Source organism: Psychrobacter halotolerans, assembly GCF_039680845.1.
GTDB lineage: Bacteria > Pseudomonadota > Gammaproteobacteria > Pseudomonadales > Moraxellaceae > Psychrobacter.
Window position 1 is genome coordinate 389,656 of record NZ_JBDKWD010000001.1, and the last position, 17,007, is coordinate 406,662.

A 17,007-nucleotide genomic window follows, 5' to 3' on the forward strand; every position below is an offset into this window, starting at 1 on the left:
ACAAACACCGTCAGCACGAATAAAACCGAGACAAAACGTTATATGGCACTGCGTCACTGGAACAAATCTTTCTTACTCACTATGTCGTTGCTGACACAGGTAACAAATAATTCACCCCAGCCACGCTGACTCTTTTTTATCATGCTCTTACTATACATTTACCATAATTATAGTTCGATTATGGTCTACTGCACACTTTCTGCTGGCGCTTGATCTAGAGTAGTACTGTCTTCATTTACCATTGTCGTGTCATCAGTTACTGAACCATCCGCCATGCCATCGGTAGTAGTGCCAGTCATCGTACCAGTTGTGGCTGTGCCAGTCGTCGCAGTACCAGTCGTCGCAGTACCAGTAGTGGCGGTGCCAGCTGGATCCATAGGGCTATCAGTATCCATCATACCCGTATCCGTGGTCGTTTCACCCATCGTTGTGGTTTCACCCATCGCAGTGTCGGTTCCTACTTCAGTACTGGTAGGCGCTGTATCAACGGGTGTCTCAGTAGCGTCGATAGTGCTATCTGGTGCTTCTTCTACTTCACTACTACAAGCGCTAAGACCAATGGCACTGACCATTAACGCGATCCATAGTTTACTTCGAAGCGCGTTGTTTGAGGTTATATTATTCATTGTGATGTCCTTAATTAAGTTTTTCTAAATCGAAAATGTTTCTAATTAGAAATGAATTGGTTATGAAATTTAAGAATTACCTGAACCAATTTAATTATTGACGCCAATAACTACTAGGAGGTTTTTGTTAACTTTTAATGAATTATTAATAATAACGTTAGTAATGTAAAGGGTTATACCTATATAGGTTTATGCATTCTTTTTTAAGAATATAAATTATTTATATTGTAACCATTTATGAATTGCTGAATATTTATGCTGGATTGGTAAAATCAAATGAAAAAAAGTGAATACAGAAGATATGGTTAATCTAGAATAAACGTGGTACATACAGTGACCACGTTCTACTGGTATAAACTTTCCTCACTGGCTGTTCGGAGCGTAACAGATGTTTCGTAACATTCATCCCAGTAGAACCGTACTCTTTTTAAAATAGATTAACTATAGATAGAGTTTTACGGCATAGCAACCCCAACTATAATTGATTCACGATAAGACCAATACAGTGCGATTAAGTTAAATTTTGCGTGGCCTCTGTCGGCGCAGGCACAGTAAGCCAAAAAAATTTATATGAGTTCCGCGTCATAAGATAACGTATCTGTTTTATTTAGAATCGGCTTTACTTAGGATTGACTATATCGTGTCGGGGGCAACGATATGTTTATAAGGTTTGACACCCCGCCACGAGTTGCGGTTACTTGCATGATATTATCGACTAAAACGCCAACCTATAAATTTGGTAAAGAACCCTTTTAATCGGTCAGAAAATAAAGAAGATTCCGTCTCTGACACGGCGTCCACATGATGCCGTGCTGCCAATATCGGCTGCTGAACCAATTTTTCGTGATGCTGAAAGGCGCGATCAAGACTGATACTCATGATAGAAAAGTTGGTCGGTCTTGGCAAACAACGGTATACCTGACCTTTATTGATCAAATCAATCACCATGTGCGCGTCTTTAAACTCAGTCAACATAATGACCATTAGGTTGGGCTGGATATTTTTTAACGCATAAACGATGGGCGTGATATTTTCCTGGTTGAGCATGGCATCGGTAATAGTGACGCCAAAATCTTTTTTCTGTAATAGCTTCGCGGCTTGCTCAAGATTGCTGGCCCAACTGACGGTATAAGTATTCTTAAAATACTGCTTCATTTGCTGATAAACCTCTTCATCATCATCCAGCACCAATATGTTTCGTTTGGTATTGCTGCTCAGGGCGGTATGATTTTGGATGTCCTCTGCTTCACTGCCCTCTTGCGCAATGTCTTGCGTTTGCTGAGCGATTTCTGTGGCCTTATTGACGACTTTTTTGAGCTCATCATTTTGCCAAGGCTTGGTGATATAACGATAAATCTCGCCTTCATTGACCGAATCAATCACCGCATTGAGATCAGCATAGCCTGTCAATAAGATACGTATGGTATTTGGCGAGGCCTCTTTGACCTCACGCAGCACCTCAGTCCCCGACTTGTCTGGCATACGCTGATCACTAATGACCACTTGTACCTCATGCTCGCTCACGTATTTCATGAGCTCGCTTGCATCTGTGGTCGTAAATACGTCATGCGACTGACGAAAATGCATCTTTAAACTGCGTAAAATGCGCGGCTCATCATCGATAAAGGCAATTTTTGGTTTTTGCATGACGCTCTCTTTAAATAAGTTGTGGGAAATATCTCACTATTCGAACAAAGTTTTTGCGGCTTTATTGTCACGAGCTTGAGACTGTATCGGCAGCGTAATAGTAAAAGTAGTACCCTCTCCGACGACTGAGCTGGCTGTGATGCTACCGCCATGCTGCTCCATGATTTGAGTGCTGATAGCCAATCCCAAACCAGTGCCATCTCCCGCTTTTTTGGTGGTAAAAAACGGCTCAAAGATACGGGCCAGAGTACTGTCCTTGATGCCTTCACCATTGTCCGTGACTTGCACCACAACTTGCTGCTGCTTTTCCTTGATGGAGGATGTGATGTGCAGCTCGCCTTTACGATCAGGGGCGATGGCTTGAGCGGCATTATTAAACAGATTCAGCAGTACTTGATTGATCTGAGACGGATTGCATTGAACCAGAGGCAGCGCGGCTAAGTCGGTCGTCATCTCCATGCCCTTAAGATTGTTACGTGCCATGACTAAGGACGTATTGATACACTCGTTGATATCGACGTCTTTTACTTTGGATTCATCAATTCGGGAGAAATCTCGCAAGCTAATGACCAACTCTGCAATCTGATCGACCCCATACAAGCCATCCTTAATCAGACCTGCTAAATCTTCACTGACTTCGTCCTCTTTGATTTCTTCACAACATTGCAAAGTTTGGTCAATCAATTGCGTCACCTGAGCTTGCTCGGCCTGAGGCGCTTTCAACGCTTGTAATAACGCGTCAGTGTGAGCAATCAGTTCATCAAAGCGCATCAGATTGTCACCGACCAGCTCCATGTTGCTACGCACATAGCCAAGTGGCGTATTGACCTCATGCGCCACGCCTGCCACCATTTGACCCAGTGTGGCCATTTTTTCAGAGCGCACCAGTTGCACTTGCGAGGCTTTTAGCTCATCCATTGCTTGCTGTAAATCTTGAGTACGAGCGGCTACCTGCTTTTCGAGATGCACGTTGATTTCGGCAAGCGCCCCTTCGTTTTCGACGACGCGGTCAATCAGATGGTTGGTTTGCTCACTAATGATCTGAATCTCACTCACATTGGATTGCGGCAGCTTGTGGGCGCTGAGTTTTTGATATTGTTTTTGCTCAACCAAAGTCCCCATATCAGCTACCGCCAGTGCCATACGCTTTAGCGGCTGCGTAAAATAATGACGGAACACCCATGCAGTCAGTAGCAAAATCGGTAGAAAGCCCAATAGCATTGCCTGAATCAGCTGATTGGATAGCGCATTGGCAACGCTCATCATGTCACTGTTTGGTTTGACAATGACCATTTTCCAATACGTAAATGGCATGCGAAAGACGAAAGCGGTCGCTGGCTGTTGTAGGACAAAATCATTGGGTACATCGATAGTGTCAACCAGATGGCTGTCTACCAAATTAAAGGTTTGATCGACGTTTAACAGGAGTAATGCTGAGAGTAGTTTGGATTCTTGCTCACTAATTTTGCCCAAATTGGTGGTACTCAAAATACTGCGCGCCGCGAGCGTATAGCGACTCTCATCTTTGGCAATCGCGTCATCAATAAGCGTCTCATTCACCTTGTTAAGACTATTGGCGATAGGGGCAAAGCTGGGATTGCTATTAGCAAATTGTTGCGCGGTGACCATTTCACCTTGAGGGTTGTCTTTGGTCGTTTGGGTAACGAGGGCTTGATCAGGAAAGGTTAAAAACCGATTGTCCAAATCCACTAAGAACATATAGCCGCCGACCTTTTCTTGCCATTTTTGCATGGCCGTACCGAGGTTATCTAACAGCAAATTGAAGGTGACTACCCCATCAAAGGTTTGGTTACGGCTACCATATAACGCTTTGGCACAGGTCATCATCGGCTGATTGCTGACCGGATCAAAATAGGCGCGGCTCCATACACAGTGGTCATGACTGGCATACATCGCAGGGATATACCACCAGTCTCGATAATAGGCATTGGGCGTTTGGCTGACTTGATTGTAGCGGTCGGTCTGCTGCATCGTGCCCGATCGGTCACGTGCCCACACGAACGACTTACGCTCTCGTCCCTCAACATACATATTGGGATCGAACCACACGCCGCCGCCCACAATTCTTTGATCGGTTTGGCGCATGAGGTTGTCAAAAGCGACATTATATAGGGCATCTTGTTTTGGCAACCCGCCTGCGATCGCACTGCTGGCTTTGGCCAATCCGTCCACGTGATTGATGCTCGTCATGATGCTATTGATGACTTCGTTGCCCGTTTCAACCACGGTTTCTGAGGTCATCGCCAATATGCGCGGCTTTCCCTGCGTTTCAATGACCCAGTACACCATCATAATAATGAGTGCAAAAGCCACTGCTAAAATAATCAGCATACGTGTGGTGATACTGCCGAGCCGCCCAGCTCCCTTCATAAAAACACCTTATCTTTACGTGCTACTTTCTGCCCTATCTTGTATCGACAACCTACTAGCAAGTGACGACAAAGACTGACGAAGCAACTATTTATAATGGCTCAAGCATACGAGTCTGTTATGACAACAAAGTGACAGAAGTCACACAAATTGACAGAAACCAGCAAATGTATCGATCTTAATTTGAACTGTCTATAGGTTCATATGCTTCATTCTTCATTCTGATTAGGCATGGGGCATGTATTAATCGTATCGTATAGTGAGTTCGGTATAAAAACGCTACGGCGGAACGGAGATGCATTTTTTGCCGCCCTTGCCTGCAAAGGCAAAACACGTCAGAAAACTTATATCAGTTCCGTGTCATAAAATAACGTGTCTGTTTTATTTAGAATCGACTATACAAAAACTTAAAGAATAGTATTAAAACCAATATTAAAAATTGAATATATAAATATCAAATAATGAATATAATAAAATGAGAATGGGAGTTATAAATTTTCGATAACGGATTTCTTTCATTGCTCTATCTCTAATCTTTCAAAAATACCTATTACCGAATATTGTCGTTTTTTCTGACTGCGTTTCAACATGACTTTTCGACGTTAATTTTCGAAATAGTTTTTTGATATAAGCTTCTGACACGGTTTCTTAACTTTATTCTGTCATTATTAAGACCAGTCTTATGCCTTAAATAAATCCAGCCTTGTATTTTTTAAAAAGACTGCGTAACAACAACAATAACTGGGCAAAACGGTAATTTTTTTACAAAAATTACTTAGCCTTACATTATTAAGTGTTATTAAACACTTAAACAGCAAATTTTTATCAATCTCTAGGCTATGATGTTTTTCATATCGAATGCCATATTACGTGTGCATTCATTGAAAATTGAATAAATAACAGTACGTTGCGATTTCACTATTATTCAAACAAATAGTACATATTGAATGTGACAATGTTAAATGTGACAACGTTAAATAGGGACAGAACATGGCGGCCAATAACGAGGCAATTTATAAAAATATATTAGAAATAACGACTGAGACGCCTGTAGAGCGTTTTGCAAAAAAAAGAGCAAACAATGCAAAATACAACACGTCAGCAGCTTTGAGTTTTCAGTTAATGACACGAGCAGAGCCACCAGAGATGGTGATTGCGACTATACAGTCTTTATTGGCTATTAAGTCACCTGACGACGAAATCATCATTATCGATAATAACCATACAAACACCTCTTTGTATCAGCCACTGGCGGCCTTTTGTGCCAGCTTGGACGCTACGCGACAAGTGCATTTTTATCATATTGACGCGGTCGAGGGCTTTAAAGCGGGCGCGTTGAATCTCGCTTTGGGACTGATGAATCCCAATTGTACGCATCTTGTGGTGGTTGATAGCGACTATCAAGCATTGCCCCACGCCAGAGCCGCTATCACTGAAGCAATCCATCGCCACCCTGATCATGCCCTTCTTCAATTCCCGCAGTTTTATCGCAATGCCGGTCAAGTAGATGCCCGTAGTGAATTGAACCACTATTTTAATCACCATTTATATCGTCCTTTTAATAGAGACCGTGCATTGTCAACGGGCACGTACGCGGTGATTCGCCGCTCAGATCTATTAAGTTTAGGCGGCTGGTCAGGTGCTTCTATTACTGAAGATGCTCAAATGGGCGTTTTGATGCATCACAGTGGTTTGCGCAGTACCTTCATACCACAAGTCATTGCCACTGGTTTGTTGCCCAATACCTTAAATGATTTGATGAGCCAACGTCGGCGCTGGATTTACGGCAATATGCAAGTACTGAATGATTATGTATCGGTATCAAAGCCATCACTATCATCAAAACCCACATTATCGCCAACACAGAAAGTACCTTCAAAACCGACAGTGCCTTTAAAACCAACATTGTCGCAAACGTCAGATGCTAGGAGCGCAAAGTCTATCAGTGAACGCTCGGCTTACGTACGTGCTCACCTCTCACAGCTTAGCGCTTGGATAAACTTCACTGGCTTTTTTATCTTTTTGCAAGTCTGCGCTTTATTGGTAATTGGCACAGCGCTTTTGAAGCAAAATTTTGAGACTGCGTTACTTACTCCGCTATATGCGGTGTACGCAAGCTATGCAATATTTTTGTTCAGACGCTTATGGGCCTACTCTCAAGACCAAACGCCCCTTAATAAACAAATCGATACCAATCACCAGCCAAGTATTGACGCAAAAGTACGCGCTTGGTTGATGCATATCAACTTTTGGGAGCTTGGAGCGCTAACATGGCTGCCAGTGCTATGGGGACGTACTAAGCCCTTCATATGCACGCCAAAGCAGAAATACATCCAAACGCGGCGCTCGTTATGGATGGCCAACATGGCAGCGTTACCGAAACTGCTGTTGATATTGAACTTAATAACGGCGTTGGTGGTCGCGCCCTTCTCTCCGTTTTATTCGCCCGTATTGTTTGTATGCGCGCTGACGGTCTGCGCCTTAAAAATAGCGGCGGCAAAAGTGGCCATGGATAACTTTGCTTTTACCGAGCCAAAAACGCCTCGTATCATGACTAAGTCACAGATTGCGATGACGACAGTTCATAGGCAAATCAAACCTATCAAATCATCCGATATAACGGCTGTTTTTGAAGATAAAAAAACGATTAACTCTTAAAATATTTATTATGACGGTCTGTCCTTATTTTGTTGGAGACCAACCGCTCTTTTTACATTGAGGTCCACATGTCTTGCGCTAACCCTTCTCATCTTTCAAATGCTGTCGATTTTCGTTCTACCTCTCTACCCACCAAACCACTGCGTATCGCAATCATAGCCCATTGCCTCTATCCCATCGCTCAGCCCTACGCGGGCGGGCTTGAGATGATTACTGAGCTATTGTGTGATGAGATGGTGGCACAAGGGCATGAGGTGCTCCTTTATGCCCACGAAGACAGTCAAACCGACGCCACCTTGGTGCCGTTTTTGACTCGCGCTGAATTCGACGCCATGGTCTATGACAATGAACATGACTCGTTGGGCATGAGCCGTGAGGAGCTGTATCAATATTTGGTCTATCAAAGGGCACTGCGCGACATTCTCGAACGGGACGGACGCGGCGAGATTGACATCGTTCACAACCATAGCCTACATCATATTCCAATGATGACGGGTCAGGCTTTTGGTTCGCGCTTCTTTACCACTTTTCACACGCCCATCTTTCCTCAATTGCGTTTGGCACTGCTCACATTGCGCCATGGTACCAACACTCAATTTACGGCGATCAGTCAGCATCAGCAGCGACTTTTTTCAGAGTTTGTGCCTTCACACGTGGTTTATAACGGCATCGATGTAGAATCTTTTACGTCTAATATCGAGCCTACGACTGGTTTTGATAGCAATCTCAATGATAAGGGCGTTAATGGCGAGGATGAGGTTTATTTTTGGTACGGACGCATCTGTCCTGAAAAAGGCACGCACTTGGCCATGCAGTACTGTTTGGAAGCGGGCAAGCGCTTGATTATTGCTGGACCCAAAAGCAATGAAGCCTACTTTGACGAGCTGGTTGCGCCCTTGTTGGCCAAAGACGGTCAAAATAATGAACAGCCACTGTTCGATTACGTCGGGCATGTCACCAAGGATGACATCAATCGCTACCTATGCCGAGCGACGGCCATGCTATTTACCAGTACGTGGGATGAGCCGTATGGATTGACATTGGCTGAAAGCTTGGCGTGCGGCACACCCGTTATTGGATTTAACGTCGGTGCCAGTGCAGAAATTATCACCCCAGATACCGGTGTTATTGTGCCAAAAGAGGACAAAGCTGCCTTTATAAAAGGGTTCGACACGGTTAAAAATATATCGCGTCAAGCTTGTCGCACACGTGCGTTAACGTTTTGTTCTGTCGCCGCCATGGTCGAAGGCTATTTAGAATTATATCGAGCCGCGGTAGATAAGCGCGAGCAAACACAACGTCTGCATCATCCAGCAGATATCACCCAAAGTCTGACTGTATTAAATGGTCAAAATAGCAAAGTCCCATCGCTTGTTGGTTCAGACCGCAAAGCCGCTACTCTCGCCTACGGAGAGCAATAATCATGCGCATTGGTTATTACGCTCACCACCATGGCTCAGGACACTGCCGACAAATAGATAAGCTTGCCGCCCTATTACCAGCTGATAAAAGACAGCAACTGACCATATTCACCAGCTTGCCCTCAGAAGCTTATACTTTTACCCATATTGATGAGCAACAAGTCGTCCGTCTTTATGCAGAGGATGAGCGTACAGAGGATGTGCTAAAAGGTCGCGCAGGCAAGCATTGGCAACCTGCCAGCCTCCATTACTCCCCTGTTGGTAATACCGATATTCAAAAACGCAGCCACCAGATACTGAGTACCATTATTCAGCGTGATATTGATATGATGATCATCGATGTCAGTGTCGAAGTCGCCATGCTTTGCCGAGCTGCTAGTGTGCCTTATCTCTATGTCAGGCTTCCTGGCGTTCGCGATGATATACCGCACCTTGAAGCCTTTACTGGCGCACTTGCCTTACTGGCACCCTATCCTCGCGCGCTCGAAGCTGACATGACGCCCAGCTGGGTAAAGCAAAAAACGCTTTATCTGGATTTTATCAACCCCGTGCCAAGTGACCGTATGAGTTATGAGGATTTTGTCAAAACCCTAACGACATTGACAAATAGTGAGACATTGACAAATAGTGATAAGGCGCAGAATACCCAGAATACCTTGTCTTCACCTCCTCAAATCATCACCGTGATCAAAGGCTACGGGGGACATGACGCCATTGATGCAAAACTGCCTGAGTTACGCCGTTTGTTACCCCATGCCTTTATTGTCTCGCTCGGCCCTATAGGCGATGCCATGCGCCCTTATGTTGACCTTGCCACTCATGTAAAAGACGTGACACCATTTATGCAGCACAGTGATTGGTTGCTCATGGCCTGCGGTCTCAATGCGGTCGCCCAAGCTTATCAGTATGCAACGCCGCTGGTAGTCCTGCCTGACGAGCGTCCGCACCAAGAGCAAGAAACGATGGCGCAAGCATTAATTACGCAAGGACGAGCACTTAACTGGGATCAATTTAAGCACTCAATACGTGCTGATGATGTTCGCCGCAATGCGGACCAACCAGTGTTACCACGCCAAAAGCCAACCGATGACTTATCTGCCGCACCCGCTTTTATAGACAGCACCGCCACCTACCATTCAGCCAAGTCTTGGTTTAACGAGTGGTTGCTGCCACAGCTTACATTGAGACCTGAATCTTAGTCTCTGTTTTAGTCCCAAAATTCGATAAAAAAACTTAACCTTGCTCATACTAAGAAAATAACGGTAATAACCGATGACTACAAAATCAACCACTCAAGCTCCTTTTGCTCCTGGGCACACTCCGGTGACAGTTATCACGACCTGCTATGGACGCAATCGTCACCTTTATAATCTATTAAGTAGCCTAACAAATGGCAGTATCCAGCCTGACGAAGTCATCATTGTCAATGACGACGCCGATCCCAACCGTTTGGCAGAGTATGATTTAAACATTGTACAAATTGCCACTACGGCTGATATACCAGCTGATAGTCACGTGGACGTATCTACTAAAAGCGCATTTGATATTGGTCACAATCGCAATCTTGGGGCGGCGCGTGCCACGCATGACGTGCTTATATTTTTGGACGTGGATTGTATCGTTGCGCCCACGTTTATTGAGCAATTAAAGTTAAAGGTACAACAACACCCGCAAGCACTATTGATGGGACAACCGCGTTATCTGACGCGACCGTTGTCAGATGAGGAAAGCGTACAGCTGAGAGATGACAAGCTGTCCGTCTCTCATCTAAATGCGTTGTCTGTTTACAATCCTTATCGCGATAATTTTGACAACAAAGTGTCCAATCCTGCCGATACAAATCAGACAGCGATAAAGCAAACGCAAGATTATGGTGCTTTTTGGAGTTTGTGCTTCGCCATCACACGCCAGCAGTTTGATCGAATCGGTGGGTTTGATACTCAGTACACAGGTTACGGGGCAGAGGACACCGATTTTGCTTTTACAGCGCGTCAATTAAACATTGATTTTTATCTGACAGCCGATGTGGTTTATCATCAGCAGCACAGCGTTTATCGACCGCCGCTCAATCATTTAGACAGCATTGTGATCAATGCCAATCGCTTTTATCATAAATGGCAGTGCTGGCCGATGTCAGGATGGCTGTCACCGTTTGCAGAGATGGGACTGATTCATTGGCAGGCTGAGCAAATATTCCCTATTGAGTCGGTACGACAGCCCACTTGCAACGAGATAGAGGAAGCGCACTGCCCTGATGCGCCTTATGTCTAAACCACGCGACTAAACACAAAGCACTGATAAAAACTTAACTAAAACAGTCCAGTCAAATGACTAAGATAGTTGATTTACTAGCGATAGATACGAGGCGACTGAGATACGTTTTATACAGCCTTTGTCTGCGTAAGCACAGCAAGCAAAGAAAACGTCTCTTACATCGCGCGTTATACTACTTGTCTCTATCGTATTTAGGACGACTTATATTAAGCAGTAAAGCTTGATTAATAAGTCTTAAGCGGTCAGTCATTCATACTTAATACTGACGGATGACTTCTACCTCTGGCGGCGGCGCACTCATCTCTCGACGCTCAAACTCCCAATTATGACCTTGCCAAAAATGCGCCGTCTTGTCGTTATCATTAAACCCTAGCATCAAAAGTCGTAGCGGCAGCGCGGTTTGCTCAATGTCTTGCAAATGTGCGCGCGCCGCAAGCAATAAGCGATATAACAAAAACCCCGACGAAGGCGCTGATGAATGAATCTCTTTAAAAGAAGGATAATCGGTCACGACTGGATGACTTTCTGATAAAACGCTATGATGCTGCGTGCTTTGAAGCAATGCTTTGACAGCCGGAGGAATGACGAGTATTCGATCATCGGTGATGGGGTCGTCGTTGGGACTTGGGTCGTCCTCTGGCGTAGGGAATTGGTACGATTGGTTGCTAAGTAATAAGCCTAACGGTGCCGACTTTGCCATTCGCTTTATTACCCCCACGTTGTTGCTTTTAGGTGGCAAGCCAAAATGAAGCTTACTATCACCAATTTGACGAAAAAATAACAACTTAGGCAAGGTGCTCACGAGTGGATGATTGGCAAAAAAATCGGCATGTATAAAGTGATTGAACAATACCAAAACATCATCCGGTTGTAATAATGCTTCGAGCTGCGTGGTACTAATAGAGGGATTGTTGGCAATAAATACGATTCGTCTCTTTTGCTTTAAGGCCGTTTGGATATTGGTGGGCAGACTCATAAAAGCAGACGCTTCTTTACTGATGACATTGACATCAACATCGGCTTCACGATTATTAAAAATTGGATCATTCGTTGAGGCTATCGAGGTTTGCATACGTGAGGTGTTTATCCTATTTGCTGTGAATATAACTTTAACGGGAATAGAAGTACGTTTTAATGAGACCTAGTACACCTGCTCTGCTCCGATTTTTTAAAGCGATTTTTGTGGTGTAGTGGGCGGTATAGAATACGTGCCTACCACGTGTGCCACGACATCGCTTGAGCCTTCTGAATAAAGCGACACCTCACCAACGACAAGCGTGCGTCCCACCTTTATTAGGGTACAATCAGCGATGATACGAGCCGTTGCCGAGGGTTTACGCAAAAAGTTGATATTAAGGCTTGTGGTCACCGTCAATGGCACAATCCCTATTCTGCCAAGTATCGCCACATAGATAGCAACATCAGCAACGCTCATCAATACAGGCCCTGATACTGTACCGCCAGGACGCAGCTCATCTACCCCAATAGCGTGCGATAACGTCGCACCCGTCTCATCGACAGACTCGACCACGCATTTGGTTTGGGGAAACTCTGATGTCAGAAAGGCGGTGATTTCTTCTTTGGTTGCAGACACAAAAACTCCTTTTTTACTCATCCGTTTTAACCAATATTCTCTATATATGGCTCTTTAACGATTGCGTGCTTTATTTATTAGAGCGCACTTATCAAAGTAGCGTTTATCAAAGCACTACTTCTCAAGGTACTACTCATCAAGGTACTACTCATCAAGGTATAACGGGCGTCCCTTCTGTACTAAAGGCAAACCCTTTGTTGCTAAAGTTGCCAATCATGACGGCTTCAATCACTGGTTTGACCGTCTCATCGACCCCTTCAACTTCGATGATAAAATTGGCGCCCGATCCGCCTTTATCCTCTTCTTTTTCGACAATATAATTCAGTGTCGCCATGGCAGGAAGCTTGATAGGACTGTGTAAATAAGATTTTATTAACGTGCCACCCGTATCGTAGTAGTCAATTTTATTGACATACAGTGGTTTGGTTAAGGTGGTGTTACGTACGCTGAGCGTCGCTGACAGCAAGACTTTACGATTGTCCCTGTCCGTATAGATGTCTGAATAAATCGGCACATAAAAGGTTTGTTTGTAACCAAACTGACTGCGATCCACATCCGATATCATCTCTAATGCTTCAATCGGATCTTCATGACTCTCCGATAGGACAACATTGGGGTCTTGCGCGGACTGATCACACCCTGATAATAGCGCGACCAGAGCAATCATTAAGACAGATATGTGACGCTTATTCATACGTTTCCCCTTTGGCTGCTAACAGCACAACGCTTGCAAACCGTTATTTGACTTTGACACCGACGCTACGCAGAAATTGATTGATATGCTTGTTGGCGCCATAAATAATCAAAATATCTTTGTCTTTCAACACTTGCTCAGGCACGGCCAAACCTTGAATGCTTGGCTTACTTTGCGTACGGCCAAAACTGTCTTCATAATACTCATAGCGCATGGTACTAAGCAATCGAATGTTGAATTTTTGCTCAAGCTGTAAATTATCCACCGTTTGCCCGATCAAAGCGACGGGAATGCTAATCTCCACAATACTAAAATGATCACTTAATTCAAACGAGTCCACAAAGTAACGCAGGGCCAGTCTTTTTGCCCAGCGCTTGGCGGCTTCGTTTTCAGGATGAATGAGATCATCGACACCGATGGCTTGTAGTACTTTTTGGTGTAATGGGTTGATACTACGGCTGATCAAACGCTTGGCTTTTAAGGTTTTAAACAGCGCCGTTGCCATGACGTTTTCGCCCTGATCCTCGCCAATGGCCACAATGACGATATCAGTATCGACAATCGGTAAGCCACTAACGGTATACTCATCGGTGGCATCCATACAAATGGTATGAGAAATCACCTCTTTATAAGCTTCAACCTTTTGCATACTGCTGTCAATGGCAATCACTTCATGACCTTGACGGGTCAATGCCATCCCAAGCGACGAACCAAAGTTTCCCAACCCTACGATAATAAATTTCATGACCTTTTGCCTTTTTCCATTGTTTTTTGAGCTTTTTTAGAGCCAAGCAGCCTAGGCGTGACGCCTTAGTTAATCGTAATCTCTTCTGTCGGATAATGATAATTACGCGGGCGTCTATTTTTGAGCAGTGCAATAAAGATGGTCAACATACTCACGCGACCCACAAACATAATGACAGAAACCACCATTTTACTAAAATCTGATAGCTCTGCGGTCAAATTCAAACTTAATCCCACCGTGCTATAAGCTGAAAAACACTCAAACACCACTTTGATCAAATCAAGCTCTGGTTGATCGTAACTGATCAGCGTCACCCCTGTGCCAATAACAAGCAACGATAGCCACATAATGGAGAACGCACGGCGAATCGAGATTTCAGCGATTTGCCGTTTGAACACCTCTACCTTGACCTGACCACGCGCCAAGCTCAACGTATTCAATAAAGCAATGGCGAAGGTGCTGGTTTTGATACCACCACCCGTTGAGTTTGGTGACGCACCAATCCACATCAAAAAGATCGTCAACATAATGGTCGGAAACGCAAGCGTACCCATATCAACGGTATTAAAACCTGCGGTTCGCGGTGTGGCAGCCGTGAAAAACCCTGTCACAAGCTTACCAAAAAAACTGGTATGGTCGGCAAGCACATTATTGTATTCAAAGATCATCACCCCAGTCAGACCAATGAATAATAATGCGCCTGAGGTAATCAATGTAATGCGGCTATTGATACTGAGTAACCATGGCTGATAAACACAGCGCTGATCCTTACGATAGATCAGGCGTTGAGCGCGATAGCGCAAATAGCGTAGTACGTTGACCACAATAGAAAAGCCCATACCGCCAAAGATAAACGTAATCGCAATGATTAGCTGGAGCGGATAGTTGAAGCGCAAGGAATCATCGTATAGCCCAGCGCTAAAGGTTGAAAATCCTGCGTTACAGAACGCAGAAATCGCATGAAAAACCGAAAAAAACAGCCGCTCCGACCAGTCCATGTCGGTGACGCCAAACATGCTGATATAAATAAGCGCCGCTGCTGCTGCCTCAACGGCAAAGGTCACATATAAGATGGATTTGAGCGTCGATACCACATCACCCATACCGCCCATATAGGACATCTCACTGATGCTAGCCTGCGTCTCGTAACTGACACCGCCCTTAAAGAAATAACTAAAATAGGTCACAAAGGTCAAAATACCTAAGCCGCCAATTTGGATCAACCCCATGATAATGACTTGCCCAAACGTGGTGAAATACGTTGCGGTATCTACCACGATAAGACCCGTCACACAAACCGCACTCGTCGCGGTAAAAAGCGCATCAATAAAAGACAGGGGCTGCGTCGTGGCATTGGGCATCATCAGTAGTAATGACCCGATCAAGACCACGGATAAAAAGCTCAAAATAAAGAACTGGGCGGGGTTGAGAAACGTGCGATTGAGATTAAAATCATGATCAGACATTTCACGGATAAAGGTGACAAACACCGCGATCTTTATGGCAACAAAACCATCTACCGGACCCGACAGCCCTGAGCGTATTAGATCCGTAAAATGCGCGCCCAGCAAAATAATAATGGCAATGCTGGTAAAAAAATCAAAAACCGCCACCTTATTTAAGGTAAACGGTTTTTTGGTATAGATATAGCGTCCTGCCGTTAGGGTGAAACCTAAAAAGATAATGGCCAAATAAAAGATGTGAAAAACTTGTTGTAGCCACGTTGGTAAGGTAAAACCGCTATCTAGTAAAGCAACTGCGACGCCAATAATACTAATAAGGATCATAAAATTGTTTAACAATCGATAACGCGTGGCTGCATTCATAACTTTAATCCGTGATGGAAATAACCACGGTATTTATACTCCTTTTTCCAACCATTCACAAAAAATGTTTCTAGATAATCGTAACCAATTATTAAACTCTGATGCGCAAGAATTGCCAATCAAACGAAATGACATTTCTGATAGCGAGTGACTCTAAAACCGATACAGTGCTACTAAGGCAAGTTTTTACTTAGGTTTTGTTGCCATTCTTACCCCGCCCCATGTCACCAACGCCACGCCCAGCGCTATCATCGAGGAACCCAACAATAAACCCGATGGCGGCGCTTCTCCTTGCAAAAAGACAGCGACAGGAACACCCACCACCGCGCCGACCGAACCCAATAGACTTAACAAAACAGGGCCGCCTGTCTTTTGTAGCATAAACAGTAATAAAAATTGACCGGCAAACAAACCTGCTTGTACCGCAATCACGCCAAGCGGCAACCAATCCGTCAGCGATACGGCAACTGAAAAATCGGGTAACGCACCACACATGAGCAGCAATAACGTAGCCGCTATCAGCATACCTGGCGCCAATGCGCTTGGGGATGCTTGATCAGGCCAGCGCAGTGTCCGGTATATATTGCCAATGGCTAACAGCACAGGCCCACAAAGCGCCATCAAAATCCAAAAGAGACTGGCATCGGGCGCCGTCATCTTACGTACTGCCAACACGCCTGCGCCTGTCAATGCCGCGATAACGCCAAAAGCGCGAATGATAGTAAACTGCTCCATGCGCAGCAGCAGGGCGCCAAGATAAGTCAGCAGTGGGGGTAACGAGATAATCAAGGCAACAAAACCAGCCCCAACATGCGGAATGGCAGAAAACAGTAGCAAGTTGGAACCTGCGACACTGACAAGCGCCGCGACAAAATAATATTCAATACTACGCGCATTTAAGGGCGGCAGTTCTTGCTTGATAACGGCGACAATCCATAAAATAATAGCCGCGCCTGTGATAGACCAAAACAGAAAAGCCAGCGGCGTTATCCCTATTTGACCCGCATACTTTGCCAAATTGGTAGAGATACCGATCAGTGCACCACCAACTAATAGGCACGTAAAAGGAATAAGCCATGCGTGCTTATGGTTACTTATCTGCTGTTTTGACGCATCACTCATCAATTATCC

At 44.7% G+C, this 17,007-nt stretch carries 13 protein-coding genes; 4 read left to right on the forward strand and 9 right to left on the reverse strand.

Annotated elements, in window-relative coordinates:
- Nucleotides 1–185: 185 nt before the first annotated feature.
- From AAJP47_RS01660 to AAJP47_RS01670, 3 genes are all read right to left on the reverse strand, one after another.
- Nucleotides 186–626: a hypothetical protein gene (locus AAJP47_RS01660; RefSeq protein WP_346716167.1), complete on the reverse strand. Its 441-nt coding sequence runs from the start codon at nucleotides 624–626 to the stop codon at nucleotides 186–188.
- 708 nt (nucleotides 627–1,334) lie between these two features.
- Entirely contained in the window at nucleotides 1,335–2,273 is a 939-nt protein-coding gene (locus tag AAJP47_RS01665; protein WP_346716168.1) for a response regulator, read from the reverse strand.
- A gap of 36 nt (nucleotides 2,274–2,309) precedes the next feature.
- Complete coding sequence (locus AAJP47_RS01670; RefSeq protein ID WP_346716169.1) at nucleotides 2,310–4,664, reverse strand: sensor histidine kinase; 2,355 nt, start codon at nucleotides 4,662–4,664, stop codon at nucleotides 2,310–2,312.
- Nucleotides 4,665–5,654: 990 nt separating this feature from the next.
- Between AAJP47_RS01670 and AAJP47_RS01675 the strand changes: the two genes are divergently transcribed.
- The 4 genes from AAJP47_RS01675 (at nucleotide 5,655) to AAJP47_RS01690 (ending at nucleotide 11,014) form a co-directional block, all read left to right on the forward strand.
- The gene (locus AAJP47_RS01675) at nucleotides 5,655–7,322 is read left to right on the forward strand and encodes a glycosyltransferase family 2 protein (protein ID WP_346716170.1); all 1,668 of its coding nucleotides are present in this window, start codon (nucleotides 5,655–5,657) and stop codon (nucleotides 7,320–7,322) included.
- Between the two features lie 68 nt (nucleotides 7,323–7,390).
- Nucleotides 7,391–8,743, forward strand: coding sequence for a glycosyltransferase (locus AAJP47_RS01680; RefSeq protein WP_346716171.1), 1,353 nt, complete (start codon nucleotides 7,391–7,393; stop codon nucleotides 8,741–8,743).
- Between the two features lie 2 nt (nucleotides 8,744–8,745).
- Nucleotides 8,746–9,942, forward strand: coding sequence for a hypothetical protein (locus AAJP47_RS01685; protein WP_346716172.1), 1,197 nt, complete (start codon nucleotides 8,746–8,748; stop codon nucleotides 9,940–9,942).
- Between the two features lie 73 nt (nucleotides 9,943–10,015).
- The gene (locus tag AAJP47_RS01690; protein WP_346716173.1) at nucleotides 10,016–11,014 is read left to right on the forward strand and encodes a glycosyltransferase family 2 protein; all 999 of its coding nucleotides are present in this window, start codon (nucleotides 10,016–10,018) and stop codon (nucleotides 11,012–11,014) included.
- Nucleotides 11,015–11,273: 259 nt separating this feature from the next.
- On the opposite strand, the gene AAJP47_RS01695 is transcribed toward AAJP47_RS01690, so the two are convergent.
- The 6 genes from AAJP47_RS01695 to AAJP47_RS01720 all read right to left on the reverse strand — a co-directional run bounded on the left by AAJP47_RS01695 (nucleotide 11,274) and on the right by AAJP47_RS01720 (nucleotide 16,998).
- Nucleotides 11,274–12,089 carry a hypothetical protein gene (locus AAJP47_RS01695; RefSeq protein ID WP_346716174.1) on the reverse strand — a complete coding sequence of 272 codons (816 nt, stop codon included), beginning with the start codon at nucleotides 12,087–12,089 and terminating at the stop codon, nucleotides 11,274–11,276.
- A gap of 96 nt (nucleotides 12,090–12,185) precedes the next feature.
- Nucleotides 12,186–12,611, reverse strand: coding sequence for a PaaI family thioesterase (locus tag AAJP47_RS01700; protein WP_346716175.1), 426 nt, complete (start codon nucleotides 12,609–12,611; stop codon nucleotides 12,186–12,188).
- 151 nt (nucleotides 12,612–12,762) lie between these two features.
- Nucleotides 12,763–13,305 carry a DUF3124 domain-containing protein gene (locus AAJP47_RS01705; RefSeq protein WP_346716176.1) on the reverse strand — a complete coding sequence of 181 codons (543 nt, stop codon included), beginning with the start codon at nucleotides 13,303–13,305 and terminating at the stop codon, nucleotides 12,763–12,765.
- A 43-nt stretch (nucleotides 13,306–13,348) separates the two neighbouring features.
- Entirely contained in the window at nucleotides 13,349–14,050 is a 702-nt protein-coding gene (locus tag AAJP47_RS01710) for a potassium channel family protein (RefSeq protein WP_346716177.1), read from the reverse strand.
- Nucleotides 14,051–14,115: 65 nt separating this feature from the next.
- Nucleotides 14,116–15,876, reverse strand: coding sequence for a TrkH family potassium uptake protein (locus AAJP47_RS01715; protein ID WP_346716178.1), 1,761 nt, complete (start codon nucleotides 15,874–15,876; stop codon nucleotides 14,116–14,118).
- 186 nt (nucleotides 15,877–16,062) lie between these two features.
- Nucleotides 16,063–16,998 carry a DMT family transporter gene (locus AAJP47_RS01720; RefSeq protein WP_346716179.1) on the reverse strand — a complete coding sequence of 312 codons (936 nt, stop codon included), beginning with the start codon at nucleotides 16,996–16,998 and terminating at the stop codon, nucleotides 16,063–16,065.
- Nucleotides 16,999–17,007 lie beyond the last annotated feature (9 nt).

Coding starts and splice junctions, on each gene's coding strand:
- AAJP47_RS01660 (WP_346716167.1), bottom strand. CDS start 626: ATGAATAATATAACCTCAAACAACGCGCTTCGAAGTAAACTATGGATC.
- AAJP47_RS01665 (WP_346716168.1), bottom strand. CDS start 2,273: ATGCAAAAACCAAAAATTGCCTTTATCGATGATGAGCCGCGCATTTTA.
- AAJP47_RS01670 (WP_346716169.1), bottom strand. CDS start 4,664: ATGAAGGGAGCTGGGCGGCTCGGCAGTATCACCACACGTATGCTGATT.
- AAJP47_RS01675 (WP_346716170.1), top strand. CDS start 5,655: ATGGCGGCCAATAACGAGGCAATTTATAAAAATATATTAGAAATAACG.
- AAJP47_RS01680 (WP_346716171.1), top strand. CDS start 7,391: ATGTCTTGCGCTAACCCTTCTCATCTTTCAAATGCTGTCGATTTTCGT.
- AAJP47_RS01685 (WP_346716172.1), top strand. CDS start 8,746: ATGCGCATTGGTTATTACGCTCACCACCATGGCTCAGGACACTGCCGA.
- AAJP47_RS01690 (WP_346716173.1), top strand. CDS start 10,016: ATGACTACAAAATCAACCACTCAAGCTCCTTTTGCTCCTGGGCACACT.
- AAJP47_RS01695 (WP_346716174.1), bottom strand. CDS start 12,089: ATGCAAACCTCGATAGCCTCAACGAATGATCCAATTTTTAATAATCGT.
- AAJP47_RS01705 (WP_346716176.1), bottom strand. CDS start 13,305: ATGAATAAGCGTCACATATCTGTCTTAATGATTGCTCTGGTCGCGCTA.
- AAJP47_RS01710 (WP_346716177.1), bottom strand. CDS start 14,050: ATGAAATTTATTATCGTAGGGTTGGGAAACTTTGGTTCGTCGCTTGGG.
- AAJP47_RS01715 (WP_346716178.1), bottom strand. CDS start 15,876: ATGAATGCAGCCACGCGTTATCGATTGTTAAACAATTTTATGATCCTT.
- AAJP47_RS01720 (WP_346716179.1), bottom strand. CDS start 16,998: ATGAGTGATGCGTCAAAACAGCAGATAAGTAACCATAAGCACGCATGG.